Here is a 17,891-nt window from a genome sequence, read left to right as displayed (position 1 = left end):
CCTCGCCGCGGGTCCGCCGCGCAGGTGAGGGATCAAGGTCCGCGACCTAGACTGAAGCCGGCGCGGGGGAGGGATGGACGCCTGCCCAGGAGGACGCGATGTTCCGTCACACCCGACTGCCCGGGGAATCCGCCGAATACCTCTCCGCCCGCGAAGAACTGCGTCTCGCCGAGATCGAGTTGATGCGTCACCGCGAGGAGGTCGCCGCCCGGCGACGCGCGCTGCCGCGGGGGCCCGCGGTGGAGGACTACGTCTTCCTGGAGGGCCCGGCGGACCTCGGCTCCGGCGACGAACCGGTCCGTGAGGTGCGGCTGAGCGAGCTGTTCACCGCCCCCGAACGGCCGCTCATCATCTACCAGTTCATGTACGGGAAGGCGCAGACCGACCCCTGCCCGATGTGCACCATGTGGATCGACGGCTTCAGCAATATCGCCCACCACGTCACCCGCAACGCCGACTTCGTCGTGGCGGCCGCCGCCGACCCGCCCGTCCTGCGGCAGCACGCCCGCAACCGTGGCTGGCCCCGGCTGCGGCTGCTGAGCTGCGGCGACAGCACCTTCAAGTACGACACGGGCAGCGAGGACAAGGACGGCGAGCAGGACTCCACCGTCTCCGTGTTCACCCGCGACGGCGACGGCACGATCCGCCACTTCTACTCCGCGCACCCCCGCATGTCCCCCGACATCGGCGAGCGGGGCATCGACCTGCTGGCCCCGGTCTGGCACCTCCTCGACCTCACCCCACAGGGACGCGGCGACTGGTACCCGAGCGTCGATTACCGGCCCTGATCCCTGTCCTCGACCTGGCCGACAGCGGACGGCGCCTGACCTACCCGGCCCCTACGTTTTCCTCATGACCCCGCATCCCGACCCGGAACCCCACGCCTTCCCCTCCGCCACCGCCCTCGACACCTGGCTGACGGAGCACCCGGCCCCGCATCCGGGCCTGTGGATCAAGGTCGCCAAGAAGGACTCCGGCATCCCCTCGGTCAGCGCCGCCGACGTGAATGACGTCGCCCTGTGCCACGGCTGGATCACCGGGCAGCGCAAAAGGATCGACGGGTCGTACTACGCCCAGCGCATCACCCCGCGCCGGCCCGGCAGCCTCTGGTCCATGGTCAATGTGCGGCGGGTGGCGGAACTGACCGCCGAGGGACGGATGCGCCCCGCGGGCCTCGCCGAAGTGGACGCCGCCAGGGCGGACGGGCGGTGGGAGGCGGCGTACGAGTCGCAGAGCAGGGCGGAGGTCCCGGACGAGCTGACCGTGGCGCTGGAGGGAGACCCCCGGGCGAGGGCGGCGTTCGAGAAGCTCGGCAGGGGCGAGCGCTACCAGCTCATGCTCGGCCTGCTGCGCTCCAGAACCCCGCAGGGCCGGGCCACCCGGGTCGCCGCGATCCTGCGGGAACTGACGAGGCGCCGGTGAGCGACGTGCTCACCGGCGCCCATCAGCGCACAACGTCAGGCGTTCTTGATCGCCGAGATGTCGAAGTTCAGCTTGATCTTGTCGGAGACCAGCACGCCGCCCGTCTCCAGCGCGGCGTTCCAGGTCAGGCCCCACTCGGAGCGCAGGATCTCCGCCTTGCCCTCGAAACCGACGCGCTCGTTGCCGAACGGGTCCTTCGCGGCACCGTTGAACTCCAGGTCGATGGTGATCGGCCGGGTGGTGCCGAGGATCTCCAGGTCGCCGGTGATGCGGTAGTCGTCACCACCGAGGGCCTCCGCCTTGGTGGAGCGGAAGGTCATCGTCGGGAACTCCTCGGTCTTGAAGAAGTCCGCGCTCTTGAGGTGCCCGTCGCGGTCCGCGGAGCCGGTGTCGATGCTGTCCATCTTGATGTCGAGGGACGCCGTCGACGCAGCCGGGTCGCTGCCGTCCAGGTGCAGCGTGCCGCTGAAGTCGAGGAACTTGCCCTTGACGTTGGTGACCATGGCGTGCCGCGCGACGAAGCCGAGCGTGGTGTGGGCCGAGTCGATCGTGTAGTCGCCGGTCAGCGCGGCCAGGTCCGGGTTGACGGCGGCAGCGGCCTGGGTGGTGGTCTCGGCGCTGTCCTTGCGGTTGAAGATGCCCATGGTGTGCTCCCCGGGAGAGTATGTTGAATCTTGAACTACCTAACGCGGCCCACCGTAGTCCTATTCCGTTCAGGCTTCAACGTCTTCCGTGCGTGTCTGTGGAACTACCCGCCGTCACGTGGTAGGGCATGGACATGACCCCTTCGCGCCGCGTCTTCCTGTCCGCCGCCGCCCTCGCCGCGACCCTCGCCCACGGCACCGGCACCCCGGCCAAGGCGGCGGGCGCCGACCCGTACGACGCCCTGCGCCGCCGTTGGCTCGACATCGCCCTCGGCACCGGCTACGACCCGGCCGCCCAGCCGTACGCCGCCCGCCTCGCCGAGACCGGCACCCTCGCCCGCTCCTTCCGGGCCACCATGACCCCCACCGCCACCTCCCTCTGGCCCGGCCACCCCTTCGACCCGCCCGCCGGCATCACCCAGAGCTACAGCCGGCTGTGGACGATGACGCAGGCCTACGTCCAGCCCGGGACCGGAGCCACCGCCGACCCGGCCCTCCTCGCCGACGTCCTGCGCGGCCTCGACCACCTCTCCGCCACCGTCTACAACCCCTCCACCACCCGCTACGGCAACTGGTGGGAATGGCAGATCGGCAGCCCCCGCCTGCTGACGGACATCACGGCCGCCCTCCACGACCACCTCACCGACGCCCGGATCGAGGCGGCCTGCGCGGCCGTCGACCACTTCGTCCCGGACGCGATGCTCACCGACTACTCCGGCACCTCCACCGGGGCCAACCGCGTCGACCTGTGCCGCAGCGTCGCCCTGCGCGGCATCCTCGGCCGGGCGCCGGCGAAGATCGCCCTCGCGCGCGACGCGCTCTCGCCGGTCTTCCCGTACGTCACGAAGGGCGACGGCCTCTACGCCGACGGCTCCTTCGTCCAGCACACCTGGGTCGCCTACTCCGGCACCTACGGCCAGGTGCTCCTGGACGGCCTCGGCCGCCTCTTCGCGCTGCTCGCCGGCTCCGAGTGGGAGGTGACCGACCCGAACCGGCAGATCGTCCTCGACAGCGTCGAGCGCGCCTACGCGCCCCTCATCCACGACGGATTGGTGATGGACAGCGTCAACGGCCGTGCCATCAGCCGCGGTTACCTCAAGAGCGACGACCGTCAGGTCATGCGCAGCGACCACTACCACGGGCAGGGCATCATCGCCGCGATCGCGCTCCTCGCGGGCGGCGCGAGCGAGGCGGAACGCGAGCGCTGGTACGCCCGGATCAAGGGGTGGATCCAACGCGACACCGTCACACCGATCCTGACAGCACGTCAGCTCGATGTCGCCGACCTCGCCCGACTGCACGATGTAGCCGCGGCACCGGTCCCCGCAGCACCCGAGCCCACCGGCCACCACCTCTTCGCCGCCATGGACCGGGCGGTGCACCGGCGCCCGCGCTTCGTCGCGAACATCGCCATGGCCGGCGACCGCATCGCCCACTACGAGTGCGGCAACGGCGAGAACCCGCGCGGCTGGCACACCGGCGCCGGAATGCTCTCCTGGTGGGCGGACGGCCTCGGCGACCAGTACACGGACTGGTACTGGCCCACCGTCGACTGGTACCGCCTCCCCGGTACGACCGTCTCCACGCTCCGCCTCCCCGACCGGGCCGGCGGCGAGTGGGGCGTGCCCAAGCCCGACGTGCGGTGGGTCGGCGGCACGACGGACGGCGAGTACGCGGCCGTCGGACAGCATCTGAAGGGCCTCGCATCGAGCCTCGAAGCCCGCAAGTCGTGGTTCTGCGTCGACGACGCCGTCATCAGCCTCGGCGCCGGGATCACCTGCGCCGACGGCGTCCCCGTCGAGACCGTCGTCGACAACCGCAACCTGGGGGAGGACGGCACCCGCACCCTCGTACGCGGCCCCGGCTGGGCCCATCTGGACGGCCACGGCGGCTGGGTGCTGCCGTACGGCGAACTGCGCACCCTGCGCGAGGACCGGACCGGTGCCTGGGCCGACATCAACACCACCAGCACGACCGAGCGCCGCACCCGCCGCTGGCAGACCCTCTGGCTGGACCACGGCACGGACCCGACCGACGAGACGTACGTCTATCTGCTCATGCCCGGCGCCCGCCGCGCGGAGGTGGCCGCCCGGGCCGCCGACCGGAGGTGGCTGTCGGTCCTCGCCAACGACAGCCGGTGCCAGGCGGTCGACGTGCCGTCCCTGGGCCTGACGGCCGCCAACTTCTGGCAGCCGGGCAAGGTCGGGCCGCTCACCGCGTCCGCCGGCGCGAGTGTGCTGCTCCGCCGCCGCAGGCGTACCGCTACGCTCTGTGTGAGCGAGCCGCCGCGCACGGGCGAGCCCCTGGAGATCGTCTGGGACCGTCCGGTACGACGGGTCCTGCGGGCGGACGACTCGGTCGAGGTGCTCGCGACCGGACGCCGACTGCGTGTCCGTGTCACTCCGGGGATGGTATGTGCCACCCATCGATGTGAGGTGTCTCTCGCCTGATGGCTTTGTGCGACCTCCACAACCGGAACGGCCTCTGAGCAGTCGGAAAGGCTGCATGCGCCCATGGTTCTGTTCAGTGGTACCAGGAAATGGGTCCGGAGACTGTACGGAGTCAACGGCTCGCTTTCGCGCGCGTCCTTCGTAAGGTCGCTACATGACCGTTTTGGATGAGGCACCGGGTGAGCCGACCGACGCTCGCGGGCGGACGGCCGAGCTGCACGAGATCCGTGCGCAGGCGCTGGCCGGCCCGAGTGAGAAGGCGACCAAGGCTCAGCACGCCAAGGGCAAGCTGACCGCCCGGGAGCGCATCGAGCTGCTCCTGGACCCCGGCTCCTTCCGGGAGGTCGAGCAGCTGCGCCGGCACCGGGCGGTCGGGTTCGGCCTGGAGGCCAAGAAGCCGTTCACCGACGGTGTGATCACCGGCTGGGGCACGGTCGAGGGCCGCACGGTCTTCGTGTACGCGCACGACTTCCGCATCTTCGGCGGCGCGCTGGGCGAGGCCCACGCCACGAAGATCCACAAGATCATGGACATGGCCATCGCGGCCGGTGCTCCGCTGGTCTCCCTGAACGACGGCGCCGGCGCCCGTATCCAGGAGGGCGTCTCCGCGCTCGCCGGCTACGGCGGCATCTTCCAGCGCAACACCAAGGCGTCCGGCGTCATCCCGCAGATCTCCGTCATGCTCGGCCCGTGCGCGGGCGGCGCGGCGTACTCGCCCGCCCTGACCGACTTCGTCTTCATGGTCCGCGAGACCTCCCAGATGTTCATCACCGGCCCGGACGTGGTCAAGGCGGTGACGGGCGAGGAGATCACCCAGAACGGCCTGGGCGGCGCGGACGTGCACGCCGAGACCTCCGGCGTCTGCCACTTCGCGTACGACGACGAGGAGACGTGCATCGCCGAGGTGCGCTACCTCCTGTCGCTGCTGCCGCAGAACAACCGCGAGAACCCGCCCCGGGCGGAGTCCTCGGACGCCCCGGACCGCCGCAGCGACGCGCTCCTCGACCTGGTCCCGGCGGACGGCAACCGGCCGTACGACATGACCAAGGTCATCGAGGAGATCGTCGACGACGGCGAGTACCTGGAGGTCCACGAGCGCTGGGCGCGGAACATCATCTGCGCGCTGGCCCGTCTCGACGGCCAGGTGGTCGGCATCATCGCCAACCAGCCGCAGGTGCTCGCCGGTGTCCTGGACATCGAGGCGTCGGAAAAAGCTGCGCGCTTTGTCCAGATGTGTGACGCTTTTAACATCCCGATCGTCACTTTCCTGGACGTCCCCGGGTTCCTTCCGGGTGTCGACCAGGAGCACGGCGGCATCATCCGGCACGGCGCGAAGCTGCTGTACGCCTACTGCAACGCGACCGTGCCGCGGATCTCGCTGATCCTGCGCAAGGCCTACGGAGGTGCCTACATCGTCATGGACAGCCAGTCCATCGGTGCGGACCTCACCTACGCCTGGCCGACGAACGAGATCGCCGTGATGGGCGCGGAGGGCGCTGCCAACGTCATCTTCCGCCGCCAGATCGCCGACGCGGAGGACCCCGAGGCCATGCGGGCCCGCATGGTCAAGGAGTACAAGTCCGAGCTCATGCACCCGTACTACGCGGCGGAGCGCGGCCTGGTCGACGACGTGATCGACCCCGCCGAGACCCGCGAAGTACTCGTCAAGTCCCTGGCGATGCTGCACACCAAGCACGCCGACCTGCCGTCCCGCAAGCACGGCAACCCCCCGCAGTAACCCACCGGTACCGCTGCGGAAACCTCTTCCCCGGAGACTGACACCCATGAACCTCCCTGACATCCGCGTCGAGAAGGGCCACGCCGAGCCCGAGGAAGTCGCCGCCATCACGGCGATCCTCCTGGCTCGCGCCGCCGCCCAGCCGTCCACGCCGCCGGTCCACCGAGGCCGCGCCAAGGCCGGCTGGCGCCGCCTGGAGCGCGAGCCGGGCTTCCGCGCCCCGCACAGCTGGCGCTGAGCACAAGGCACAAGGAAGGGCCCCTCTCTCAGAGAGGGGCCCTTTCCACGTCCTGGGGGCGCGGGGCGGTATCGATATGCGGCTTCGCCGCGTGGGCGCGACCAGCCACTGAGCACCCGCGGACGGCCTACGACCGTGAGGGGCAGCCCAGTGGCCGCACAAGCCCTACCGCAGGCGCGCCATCAGCGCATGCTCGACCAGCGTGATCAGCGCGGACTTCGCATCGGCCCGGTGCCGCGCATCCGTCGTGATGATCGGGGTGTCCGGACCGATCTGGAGCGCCTCACGGACCTCGTCCGGGTTGTACGGCTGGTTCCCGTCGAACCCGTTGAGGGCGATCACAAAGGGAAGCCCCGAGTTCTCGAAGTAGTCGACCGCCGGGAAGCAGTCGGCAAGGCGCCTCGTGTCGACTAGGACGATCGCGCCGATGGCACCGCGCACCAGGTCGTCCCACATGAACCAGAAGCGGTCCTGGCCGGGCGTACCGAAGAGGTACAGGATCAGGTCCTGGTCCAGGGTGATACGGCCGAAGTCCATGGCGACCGTCGTGGTCGTCTTGTCTCCGGTGTGGGTGAGATCGTCGATGCCCGCGCTCGCGGACGTCATGACGGCCTCGGTGCGCAGCGGGTTGATCTCCGAGACGGCGCCGACGAACGTGGTCTTGCCCACGCCGAAGCCGCCCGCCACCACGATCTTCGCGGACGTGGTGGAGCGGGAAGGACCGCCGCTAGAGCTTGCGAAGTCCACTGAGCACCCTTTCGAGCAGTGTCACGTCTGGCTGGCCGCCGGCGTTCTCGTCGCCGCCGGGTTGATGAATGGCGACCAGGCCCGCCTCCGCCAAGTCGGCGACGAGGATCCTGGCCACGCCGAGCGGGATCGTGAGGAGGGCCGAGACCTCGGCCACCGACTTGATCTCTCGGCAGAGGTTGCAGATCCGCTGATGCTCGGGCAGTTGGCCCTGCATCTGGTGCGGCTGCGCGGTGGTGTGCACCAGTGCCTCGATGGCGAGCTGGTAGCGCGGGCGCGTCCGGCCGCCGGTCATGGCGTACGGGCGCACCAGGGGGTTGTTCGACGCCCCGGCGGGCGCCGGCTCAGGGGCGCGTCGCTGCGGCTGCACCGGCTGGATGCGCGGCGCCGGCGGCTGGTCGTACGGCGAGGGTCCGGGACCCTGGGGCGCGTACGGCTGCCGCTGGCTCGGCGTGGAGGGGAAGTTGTAACGGTTCGGGTTCTGGGAACCGTCGTTCTGACCCTGGCCAGGGCCGTACGACCAATTACCCGACGATGAACCGCCTGGGGGTGTTGCCACTTTCTCTCCTCCTCCGACTGTGCCTGGCACCCATCATGTGGAGCCGCGTCCCGAAACCTTACGGCCACGGGACGCCAAAACGCACCGACTGTCTGTTAGTTGAGCAGGCTGCCTTGGAGTTCCGCCCGCAGATCCGGCGTCAGGACCGTACCGGCACGATCGACCAGAAGCGCCATCTCGTACCCAATGAGGCCGATGTCCGCCTCCGGGTGTGCGAGAACCGCGAGGGAGGAACCGTCGGAGATGGACATGATGAACAGGAATCCCCGCTCCATCTCCACAACCGTCTGATTCACGCTGCCTCCCTCGAAGATGCGGGAGGCGCCTGCCGTCAGAGACGTCAGACCGGAGGCGACGGCCGCGAGCTGGTCGGCGCGGTCGCGGGGGAAGCCTTCGGACATCGCCAGAAGGAGTCCGTCGGCGGAGACCACCACCGTGTGCGACACCCCGGGGGTGTTGTCCACGAAATTGGTGATCAACCAGTTCAGGTTCTGTGCCGCCTGGCTCATCGGGCTCACACTAACGCTCCTGGTTGTAGGTGCTGTCAGGACCGAAGCCCTGGCCGTTCGTTTCACTTCCCGCGCTGCGGCCCCGCTGGACACCGCGGCGCAGGTTGCTCAGCCTGCCCCGGACGTCCTCGGGAGCGCGGGAGACCTGTGGGCCGCCCTGGGGGGTGGCTTCGGCGGCTCCCTGGACCAGGTTGGCCTTGGGGACCCGTCGCGGCAGGCCGGAGGAGGTGACCCCGCCCGCCTTGGGCTTGCGGAGCGCCGAGGCCTGCTGCCAGCGTTCGTCGTTCTGCGAACGCCAGCTGTCGCCGTTGCCCTCCGCGGGCGCCGGCGCCTCCTGCGGCGCGGGCCGCGCGCCGTTGGTGCCGCTCGCCATGGCACCTCGGCGGGGCAGCCCGGCGTCGGTCATCGAGTGACCTGCGGCGGGAGCCGGTCCCGGTCGCTCGAAGCCTACGCGGTCACGCTCGTGCGCGTCATCGGCCTGCGCGGATTCCGCTTGCGGAGCGTACTGGTCCGGGTAGCCGTTGCGGTAGCCGTCCTGCTGCGGCCAGTCGTCCTGGTGGCGCCGCTGCTCGAAGGCCGGGAAGCTCTCCGAGGCGGAGGAACTCGCGCTGGCGGGCTCCTCGTGTGCGGATTCCGGATAGGACGGCTCGGGGTAGCCGCCGCCCGACGAGAAGGTGTCGTCGCGGGACAGGCCGCCGTTCGGCGCGTAGTACGTGTCGTCGTACGCCGGGCGCTGTTCCTCGTACGACGGCATCTGCGGCTCGTCGTACGCCGTCTGCTGCTGCTCCTCGTACGACGGCTGCCGGTCATAGCCCCCGGGCTGCTCGCCGAAGGCGTTCGGGCCGTTGTCGTAGGAGGGCTGGGCGGGGAAGTCGTCGGCGTAGGCCGACAGCTCAGGGGCGTCCTGGCCGGGGCCGTGCGCCTCGGCCTCCAGGGCCGCGCGGCGCTCCTCACGCATCAGGGACCGGCCGACGGGGTCCAGCTCACGGATGTCGTCCGGGACCTGGGTGTAGCGGCTGTCGTCGAAGCCGAGCTCCGCCGCCGTACGCATCTGCGGCTGGTTGAAGTTCTCACCCTGGAAGTTCTGCTCCGGGATGATCTGCGAGACGGTGAACTCGTCCTGGGAGGGCGCCTGCTCGCCACCGCCACCATGGGTGATGGCGTCGGGCAGCATGACCAGGGAGGTGGTGCCGGCCTGCTCGCCGGAGGGGCGCAGCTGGACCCGGATGCCGTGCCGGTCGGACAGCCGGCCGACCACGAACAGGCCCATGCGCTGGGATATCGCGGCGTCGACGGTCGGCGGGTTGGCCAGCTTGTGGTTGATGTCCGCGAAGTCCTCGGCGGTCAGGCCGATGCCCTTGTCGTGGATCTCGATCATGACCCGACCGTCGGGGAGACGGGTGGCGGTCACGCGAACCTTGGTCTGCGGGGAGGAGAACGTCGTCGCGTTCTCCAGCAGCTCGGCGAGCAGGTGCACGAGGTCGGTCACGGCGCGGCCGTGGATCTCGGCCTCCGGGACGCCGGAGAGCTCGATGCGCTCGTACTGCTCCACCTCGGAGGAGGCGGCGCGCAGCACGTCGACCAGCGGAACCGGCTGGTCCCAGCGGCGGCCGGGCTCCTCGCCGGCGAGGACCAGGAGGTTCTCGCCGTTGCGGCGCATACGGGTCGCGAGGTGGTCCAGGCGGAAGAGGTTCTCCAGCTGGTCCGGGTCGGCCTCGTTGTTCTCCAGGTCGGTGATCAGGGTCAGCTGGCCCTCGATCAGCGACTGGTTGCGGCGCGACAGGTTGGTGAAGATCGCGTTGATGTTGCCCCGCAGCAGGGCCTGCTCGGCGGCGAGCCGGACGGCCTCGCGGTGGACCTGGTCGAAGGCGCGGGCGACTTCGCCGATCTCGTCGCGGGTGTTGATCGGGATGGGCGCGACACGGGTGTCGACGCGGCCGGGGTCGGTACGCGAGAGCTGGTCGACCAGCATCGGCAGGCGCTGCTCGGCGATGCCGAAGGCGGCGTTGCGCAGCTGGCGCATCGAGCGGGACATCTGGCGGGCGACCATGCCGGCCAGGATGAACGCGGCGAGCAGGGCGACCACGACGACGGCACCGGTGATCAGCGCGTCGCGCTTGGCGTCGTCGGCGATGGCGGACGCCTCGTTCACCGCGGTGTCGGCCAGGTCGGACTCGATCTGCTGGTACGCGTTGTACTTGAGGGTGTTCACCGCCCACCAGTTCTCGGCGGTGATGCCCTTCTCGGCCAGCGCGGCACGCTCGCTCGCGTCCGTGGACTGAAGGCCGCCGATGCCCTTCACCATGTCGGTGGGCTTGGCCGGCGGGGGAACGTAGTCCGGGTTCTTGGCCGCGGCCTCCTTGGCCATGGCGGCACCCTCGGCCCGGACGCCCGCCTCGGCGTCCTTGAGCTTCTGCGCGTCGGCCTCGGTGCCACCGCCCTTGTACTCCTCGATGGCGATGCCCTCGAGGTAGGCGTACGAGGAGAGGGCGACCCGCTGGCTGGCGAAGCTGGTCGGCGTCGGGCCGGGCTTGACCAGCAGGTGCATGCCGATGGAGCGCTGGAGCGACAGGGCGGCCTTGGTCAGCTCGATCGCGTAGACGGTACGGCCGTAGGAGGTGATGTTTCCGGTGCCCAGACCGAGCTCGTTGGCGAACTCCGTCAGGGGGTGCGCGACCTGGGTGTAGCCCTCTTCGGTCTGCACGCCGGTGAGCTTGCTGGTGTAGGCGGCCGCGCGCAGGTCCGCGAGCCCGGGCTCGGTGTCGCGGAACAGCCGCAGGCGGCGCTCCAGGCCCGGCTTCGCCGGCATGCTCTGCGCGGCCTCGTCGAACGCGTCGGCCGCCTTGTCGGAGGCGGCGCGGGCCTTGGTGACCGTCTCGTCGTCCGCGCCCTTGCCCTGCAACAGCGGGGCGGCGGTGATGTCACGCTCGTTGTAGAGGGCGTCGGCGTAGTTCAGGGAGGCCCGCACCAGACGCGCGGTGGCCTCCGCGTCCTCGGCCTCCTGCCAGGTGTCGATCGAGCTCTTCACCTGGAAGCCGCCCATGACGAGGCCGACCAGCACGGGTATGAGCAGGATCGCGTTCAGCCGGGTCGGCACGCGCCAGTTGCGCGGGGAGAGACGGCCGCCGCTCGGTGCGGGCGCCGCCGTCGGTTCCGATCCGGGCACAGGGGTGGGCGCCGCTCCGCGCGGCGGCGGGGTGAAGTTGCCCCGGGCCGACGGCTCGGGACTGTTATTGCTTCGCCTCACTCGACCAACAACCTTCCGGCGGGGTCGGCACCTACGTTGTGCCGCTGTGTCTCAGAGCCCAGTTCGTCAGGGAGTAGTACGCAGTACGGCTGAGTACGTCTTTGACTATTGGGCAGTTCTCGCATTCCAGCACGTCGGCCTGCGCTCTTCCAAACAGTGGAAGAGGAGGATTCCGCGTGATGTAAGCCCTAGATAAAACGGTCATAAAGAGCGAGCCCCGTCAAAAGACGGGGCGTTCGTGCGCGCAGCGACACCGCTTGACCGCGACGAGTGGCCGTACCACCCGATTCCTCTGCCGAAACGTTATGAACAACGAAGCCGACCGTGTCAAAGGCCACAGCCGGCTCCGGCACATCTACGACAACTGCCGTATGGCGCTCCCGACTTGCGTTACCGCAGCCGGGCCATCAGCGCGTGCTCGACCAGCGTGATCAGCGCACTCTTGGCGTCGGCCCGATGACGGGCGTCGGTGGTGATGATCGGCGCGTCCGGACCGATCTGGAGCGCCTCGCGCACCTCGTCGGGAGTGTAGGGCTGGTGCCCGTCGAAGCCGTTGAGGGCGATGACGAAGGGCAGCCCGCTGTTCTCGAAGTAGTCGACCGCGGGGAAGCAGTCGGCGAGACGGCGGGTGTCCACCAGGACCACGGCGCCGATGGCACCGCGCACCAGGTCGTCCCACATGAACCAGAAGCGGTCCTGGCCGGGCGTACCGAAGAGGTACAGGATCAGGTCCTGGTCCAGGGTGATACGGCCGAAGTCCATCGCCACCGTGGTGGTGGTCTTGTCGCCGGTGTGCGTGAGGTCGTCGATGCCCGCGCTCGCGGACGTCATGACGGCCTCGGTGCGCAGCGGGTTGATCTCCGAGACGGCGCCGACGAACGTGGTCTTGCCCACGCCGAAGCCACCCGCCACCACGATCTTGGCGGATGTGGTCGCCCGGCCCGGTTCAGAGCTTGCGAAGTCCACTGAGCACCCTTTCGAGCAGCGTCACGTCCGGAGCGCCACCGTTGTTCTCGTCGCCACCCGGCTGGTGAATGGCCACCAGGCCGGCCTCGGCGAGGTCCGCGACGAGGATCCTGGCCACGCCCAGCGGCATGGACAGCAGCGCGGAGACCTCGGCGACCGACTTCACCTCACGGCACAGGTGGCAGATGCGCTGGTGCTCGGGAAGGAGCCCCATGAGCGCTGCCGGGTCGGCCGTGGTGCTGATCAGGGCCTCGATGGCCAGCTGGTAGCGCGGCCGGGTCCGGCCGCCGGTCATCGCGTACGGACGTACCAGCGGCTGGTCGCCCTCATCCTCGTACGGCTCCGCGTACGGATCATGAGAGGCGGTGGGCGGGGTCATGAATCCTCCGGGCTGGGACAGCAAGTCGGTCAGTCAAGCCGTCTGGGTGAGGGCCAGTGGGGGGATTGTGGCGGCCGGACGGTGATTTGGTGAGACGGGTTATATCCGGGGCGTTCAGTGGAGCAGACTGCCTTGCAGTTCGGCGCGCAGGTCGGGCGTGAGCACCGCGCCCGCGCGGTCGACCAGCAGCGCCATCTCGTAGCCGACGAGGCCGATGTCGCACTCGGGGTGTGCCAGGACGGCGAGGGACGAGCCGTCCGAGACCGACATGAGGAAGAGGAACCCCCGTTCCATCTCCACGACGGTCTGGGCCACGCTGCCGCCGTCGAAGATCCGGGACGCTCCGGCCGTCAGCGAGGTCAGACCCGACGCGACGGCCGCCAGCTGATCGGCACGGTCGCGGGGGAACCCCTCCGACATCGCCAGCAGCAGTCCGTCGGCGGACACGACGACGGTGTGGGACACCCCTGGGGTGTTGTCCACGAAGTTGGTGATCAACCAGTTGAGGTTCTGTGCCGCCTGGCTCATCTGGCTCAACTAACGCTCCTGCTGGTGAGTGGGGTTCGGGAAGCTGCCGGTCTGGCCGTTGCCGACCTGACGACCTTGCGCGATACCCCGACGGAGATTGGTCAGCCGGCCACGTACGTCGTCAGGCGCACGCGAGACAGCCGGACCGGATTGGTGCTGTTGCTGCTGAGCCGTACCCGCGACGAGGTTCGCCCTGGGCACCCGGCGCGGCAGGCCGGAGGTGGTGACGCCGCCCGCGGCCGGCTGCCGTACGCGCTCCGCCTGCCGGACGAGATCGTCGTTCGGCGAGCTGCGCCAGGCGGTCGACCCGGGACGCTGAGGGGGAGCGGCGGGAGCCTGGGGCTCCTGCCGCGGGGCGGGCGCGGGCGCCGAGCCGTTGGCGCCGGGCTGACGCCCCTGCTGGCCCTGCTGACTGCCGTGGAACCAGTTGGTCTCCAGCGTGTCGTACAGCGGGGTACGCCCGTCGCCGGGACCGGTCGCCGGCGGCAGGGCCTCGGGCTCCTGCCGGGCGGGCCGTCCCTGCGGACGCGGCGGGACCGGGGGCTGCGCCGGGCCGACGAGGCCGGGGTCGCCGCCGTAGGTCCCGTTGACCTGGGGCCGCTCGAACTGGCCGGTCGACTCCGGGTTCTGGCGGCCGGGCAGGGCGTGCTGCCCCGTCGAGCTGCCGTCGTACGTCTGCGGTACGGAGAACTGGCCGGTCGCCGACGGGCTGGTCTGGCCGCCCTGGGTGCCGAAGACGTCGGGGCGGACGTACTGGCCCGTGTTCTGCTGGGCGTCGTTCGCGCCGGGACGGGCGTACTGACCCGTGTTCTGCGGGTTGTAGCCCGGGGCCGGGGCGTCGAAGTCCGGGCGGGCGAACCCGGAGGTCGAGCCCGCGCCCTGGCGGTCGTCGACGCGCGGCATACGGGAGGTCTGCGAGGGGTCCTCGTCGTGACCGCGCGGGGTGTCGAGCGAGGCGCGCGGCACGGGCGGCTGCGCGTTCTCGTCGCTCCAGCTGGGACGGGAGGGCTGGTTGCCGCCCGGCAGCTCGGCACGCGGGCCACCGCGCGGCGGCAGCTGCGGCTGGCGGCCACGACGGCCCCGCTCGCCACCGGAGGGCGGCGACTGCGGCGCCGAGGGCCCGCCCGGCCGGGACTGCTCGCGGCCGGGGCCACGGGAGCCGAAGGCGTCCTGACCCTGACCGAAGCCGTCGGCGCCCATGCCGGCGGCCTGCATGCCCTGGGGAGCACCCGGGGCCTGGCCACCGAACCCGGCGCCCGCACCGGCCGGAGCCGGCCGGCCCTGCGACGGGGCGCCCGAACCCTGGGGTCCACGCGGCGCGCCCGGTCCACCCTGCATTCCGCCACCGTCACGTCCGGGCAGCGCGGCCCGCGGTCCCTGACCGGCACCGAGCCGGCCTCCGCCGGAGGCACCGGCACCGAGCGCGCCGCCCGGCGTACCCGTGCCGAGGGAGCCGCCGGACTGGGCCTGGCGACGAGCGGCGGCCGCACCCGCGGCGGCCTGCGCGGCGGCGGGACCGCCGGAGGCACCCGGGCCACCCGGGCCGGGCTTGCCCGGAGCGGGCTTCTTGCCGCCCTGGGCGACGTCCACGGGCAGCATGACCAGCGCGGTCGTACCACCGGAGTCGGACGGGCGCAGCTGTATGCGGATGCCGTGGCGCTGCGACAGACGGCCGACCACGAACAGACCCATGCGGCGGGACACCGAGACGTCCACGGTGGGCGGCGAGGCGAGCCGCTCGTTGATCGCCGCGAGGTCCTCGGGGGATAGGCCGATACCGGTGTCGTGGATCTCGATCAGCACGCGGCCGTCGGGCAGCGCGTGACCGGTGACCTTGACCTTGGTCTGGGGCGAGGAGAACGAGGTGGCGTTCTCCAGCAGCTCGGCGAGCAGGTGCACGAGGTCGTTGACCACGCGGCCGGCGACCTCGGTCGTCGGCACGGAGGCCAGCTCGATGCGCTCGTACTGCTCCACCTCGGACGCGGCGGCGCGGAGCACGTCGACCAGCGGGACCGGGCGGGTCCAGCGGCGGCCGGGCTCCTCACCGGCGAGGACGAGGAGGTTCTCACCGTTACGGCGCATACGCGTCGCGAGGTGGTCGAGCTTGAACAGCGAGGAGAGCTGGTCCGGGTCGGCCTCGCGGGACTCCAGTTCGGAGATGAGCGACAGCTGACGCTGGATGAGGCCCTGGGAGCGGCGCGAGAGGTTGGTGAACATCGCGTTGACGTTGCCCCGCAGCAGGGCCTGCTCGGCGGCGAGTCGGACCGCCTCGCGGTGCACGTCGTCGAAGGCCGCGGCCACCTGGCCGATCTCGTCCCGGGAGTGCACACCGACGGACTCGACGGAGGTGTCGACGTCCTGCGGGTCGGACTCGGAGAGCTGCTTGACCAGCTCGGGCAGACGGTCCTGAGCGACCCTGGTGGCGGTCTCCTCCAGCCGGCGCAGCGAGCGGATCATGGAGCGGGCGACCACGAAGGCGCCGACCAGCGAGACACCGAGCACGATCAGGATCAGCGCACCGGAGATGATCGCCTCGCGCTCCGACTCGTTGCGCAGCTCGCGGGCCTTCTGCTCCATCTCCTCCAGCAGCGTGGTCTCGATGGCGCGCATGCCCTGGAGCTTGGTGGTGCTGGTGTCGACCCAGTCCCGGTACGAGCGCTTGTCCAGCGACTGAAGACCCGTCGCGGAGGTCAGGGCGCGGTTGGCGTAGGTGTCGCTCGCCTTGATCGTGGGGTTGCCCTCCTCGATCGACTTCAGCAGGTCGGCGGCGGACTGGGTGCCGTAGATGCTCCGGAAGCTCTTCAGCTCGGAGCGCTGGCTGGTCAGCGCCGACTCGGCGTACAGCCGGTCGTTGTCGGACAGGTCGCCGAAGGTCTTGTTGTCCGCGGGCAGCGCGGCGGCGAGGACCGCGCGCTGGATGGACGCGTACTCCTTGGCGGTGGAGAAGGCGGCCAGGGCACGGGTGCTCTGGATCATCTCCGGGTTGCTGGTCGCCTCCGCCATGTCCTGCGAGAGACCGAGCAGGTTGGTGATCAAACGGTGGTAGGCCTCCACGGTCTGCGTGGAGTTGTCCTTGGCCTCGTAGGCGGTGTTGCGGATCTTCGCGATGTCGCTCAGATCGCCGACGAGCTGGACCAGGTTGTCACGGACACCCTTGAGGTTTCCGTCCTTGCTGGTGTCGTCGATCTCCTCGGAGGCCTCGATGAAGCTGGTCATGGCCCGGTCCGACTTGTCCCGGACGCCCTTGACCGTGTAGTCGGTCGCCTTGGCGCCGTGCGCCAGCGGACCGGCCGACTGGTCGCGCTCCTCCTGGAGCGCGGCGGCGAGCTCGGTGGCCCGCTTGGTCATGTCCGTCAGCAGCCGCATGTTGTCGAGCTGCTGGATGTCGTCCATGTTGTCGCTGATGCGCAGGGCACCGAGCGAGGTGGCCGCGACCACCGGGAGCGTCAGCAGCGCCACGAGGCGTGTGGAGATACGCCAGTTGCGCAGGGCTATTCGCGAGCCGGGGCCTACCGGGCTCTTCGACGGCTTCGGCGGCGGTGGAGTGGGGTTCGCGGCGCCCGGGGACGCCGACACGGCGGGGCGCCCGGAGCGCTCACCGCTGTCGACGGACACGGCCGGGCCCGGGTTCTGGGCGTGCTGGGGCGAGGGACCTCGGTCGGTCCCGCCGTGCTCCGGCTCCGCCGAAGCGCTGCCATCCCTCTTGAAACGTCCCTGCACTAGCGTCGCAACCTCTGGACCAGGCGCCCCTCCGCGCGAGCGGACGGACACGGTGTCGGCGTAGAAGGGAGCGTCCTGAACACGCTCCCCGATGGTCGTGAGTGACCGGCGCTGGCTCCCCCTTCTCGCCGCCGCTCGGCGCTCGAAGCGCCCCCTGCGCGCCGGCTCGATCCCGCGGCGGTCCGTGGAATTCCAGCACAGTGCAGGATCTCCAACAAGGCCCGTAGGTCGAGCCGTGACATACGTGACACCACGTGAGGGCGAGGTTACCTGCCGTAGAAACTATTCTCATCCATAACGGACTTATGCCCGCGAGCCGTTCGTGCGCGAGGGGTGTCCCAGTCGCGATGATCAGGAGCGGAATGATGGCTTCAGGGGGCCAATGTCCGTTTCGTAGGGGTGAATTGCGGGCCTGAATTGACCGGTTTGCCCGCGGCTCAGTGAGCAAACTCACATACCGATCAAGGGGTCCGCGCGAGTTCCGGCGGGAATCGCATGTTTAGCCTGACGCTTTACAAGACGGATGATTCCGCCAACCCGCTACGACAGGACTCAGCACAGCCGTGAAGACGACGATGATCCGCACGATAGCCAACCCGCGGCGCACGACTCTGGCCCACCTCGCCGACGCCGAGGAGCTGCACATCCCGCAGCAGCCGGAGCACTCCGTCGATCTTCCCACGCAGACCGCGAACCCCAAGCGCACCATCCTCCAGGAGAACCCCGTCGCCGTCGCCCCGTAGT

General features: G+C 70.2%; 15 protein-coding genes. 6 read left to right on the top strand and 9 right to left on the bottom strand.

Annotated features, from left to right (window positions below; genetic code table 11):
• Positions 1–98: 98 nt before the first annotated feature.
• Positions 99–788: a DUF899 family protein gene (locus ACIQWG_RS17815; protein WP_404096269.1), complete on the top strand. Its 690-nt coding sequence runs from the start codon at positions 99–101 to the stop codon at positions 786–788.
• 64 nt (positions 789–852) lie between these two features.
• Complete coding sequence (locus tag ACIQWG_RS17810) at positions 853–1,422, top strand: YdeI family protein (RefSeq protein ID WP_404096267.1); 570 nt, start codon at positions 853–855, stop codon at positions 1,420–1,422.
• Positions 1,423–1,457: 35 nt separating this feature from the next.
• On the opposite strand, the gene ACIQWG_RS17805 is transcribed toward ACIQWG_RS17810, so the two are convergent.
• A complete protein-coding gene (locus tag ACIQWG_RS17805; RefSeq protein WP_404096265.1) occupies positions 1,458–2,066 on the bottom strand; it encodes a YceI family protein in 609 nt (202 codons plus the stop codon).
• A 134-nt stretch (positions 2,067–2,200) separates the two neighbouring features.
• Here ACIQWG_RS17805 and ACIQWG_RS17800 point away from each other — a divergent pair, with 134 nt between their 5' ends.
• From ACIQWG_RS17800 to ACIQWG_RS17790, 3 genes are all read left to right on the top strand, one after another.
• On the top strand, positions 2,201–4,516 hold the full coding sequence (locus ACIQWG_RS17800; RefSeq protein ID WP_404096263.1) for a polysaccharide lyase 8 family protein: 2,316 nt from the start codon (positions 2,201–2,203) through the stop codon (positions 4,514–4,516).
• 154 nt (positions 4,517–4,670) lie between these two features.
• Positions 4,671–6,254 (top strand): acyl-CoA carboxylase subunit beta, encoded by a 1,584-nt coding sequence (locus tag ACIQWG_RS17795; RefSeq protein WP_404096262.1) that lies wholly within the window; start codon positions 4,671–4,673, stop codon positions 6,252–6,254.
• Between the two features lie 46 nt (positions 6,255–6,300).
• Entirely contained in the window at positions 6,301–6,492 is a 192-nt protein-coding gene (locus ACIQWG_RS17790; protein WP_404096260.1) for an acyl-CoA carboxylase subunit epsilon, read from the top strand.
• A gap of 165 nt (positions 6,493–6,657) precedes the next feature.
• Here ACIQWG_RS17790 and ACIQWG_RS17785 read toward each other — a convergent pair whose 3' ends face one another.
• From ACIQWG_RS17785 to ACIQWG_RS17750, 8 genes are all read right to left on the bottom strand, one after another.
• Positions 6,658–7,239, bottom strand: coding sequence for an ATP/GTP-binding protein (locus tag ACIQWG_RS17785; RefSeq protein ID WP_026248371.1), 582 nt, complete (start codon positions 7,237–7,239; stop codon positions 6,658–6,660).
• A complete protein-coding gene (locus ACIQWG_RS17780) occupies positions 7,220–7,798 on the bottom strand; it encodes a DUF742 domain-containing protein (protein WP_234765771.1) in 579 nt (192 codons plus the stop codon). Before ACIQWG_RS17780 ends, ACIQWG_RS17785 begins: the two co-directional genes overlap by 20 nt.
• A 95-nt stretch (positions 7,799–7,893) precedes the next feature.
• A complete protein-coding gene (locus ACIQWG_RS17775) occupies positions 7,894–8,307 on the bottom strand; it encodes a roadblock/LC7 domain-containing protein (protein ID WP_004983065.1) in 414 nt (137 codons plus the stop codon).
• Between the two features lie 10 nt (positions 8,308–8,317).
• The gene (locus ACIQWG_RS17770) at positions 8,318–11,554 is read right to left on the bottom strand and encodes a nitrate- and nitrite sensing domain-containing protein (RefSeq protein WP_404096257.1); all 3,237 of its coding nucleotides are present in this window, start codon (positions 11,552–11,554) and stop codon (positions 8,318–8,320) included.
• A gap of 390 nt (positions 11,555–11,944) precedes the next feature.
• A complete protein-coding gene (locus ACIQWG_RS17765; protein WP_030051303.1) occupies positions 11,945–12,520 on the bottom strand; it encodes an ATP/GTP-binding protein in 576 nt (191 codons plus the stop codon).
• Positions 12,501–12,899 (bottom strand): DUF742 domain-containing protein, encoded by a 399-nt coding sequence (locus ACIQWG_RS17760; RefSeq protein ID WP_003997626.1) that lies wholly within the window; start codon positions 12,897–12,899, stop codon positions 12,501–12,503. Before ACIQWG_RS17760 ends, ACIQWG_RS17765 begins: the two co-directional genes overlap by 20 nt.
• A gap of 114 nt (positions 12,900–13,013) precedes the next feature.
• On the bottom strand, positions 13,014–13,427 hold the full coding sequence (locus ACIQWG_RS17755) for a roadblock/LC7 domain-containing protein (protein ID WP_093910158.1): 414 nt from the start codon (positions 13,425–13,427) through the stop codon (positions 13,014–13,016).
• 9 nt (positions 13,428–13,436) lie between these two features.
• On the bottom strand, positions 13,437–17,147 hold the full coding sequence (locus ACIQWG_RS17750; protein ID WP_404096254.1) for a nitrate- and nitrite sensing domain-containing protein: 3,711 nt from the start codon (positions 17,145–17,147) through the stop codon (positions 13,437–13,439).
• Between the two features lie 563 nt (positions 17,148–17,710).
• Between ACIQWG_RS17750 and ACIQWG_RS17745 the strand changes: the two genes are divergently transcribed.
• Positions 17,711–17,890, top strand: coding sequence for a hypothetical protein (locus tag ACIQWG_RS17745; RefSeq protein WP_404096252.1), 180 nt, complete (start codon positions 17,711–17,713; stop codon positions 17,888–17,890).
• The last annotated feature ends 1 nt before the right edge of the window (position 17,891 follow it).

Origin of the sequence: Streptomyces sp. NPDC098781 (assembly GCF_044759995.1) — a bacterium.
GTDB lineage: Bacteria > Actinomycetota > Actinomycetes > Streptomycetales > Streptomycetaceae > Streptomyces.
The sequence above is the reverse complement of the archived record's forward strand: the minus strand, read 5'-3'. Positions and strand labels throughout refer to the sequence as shown.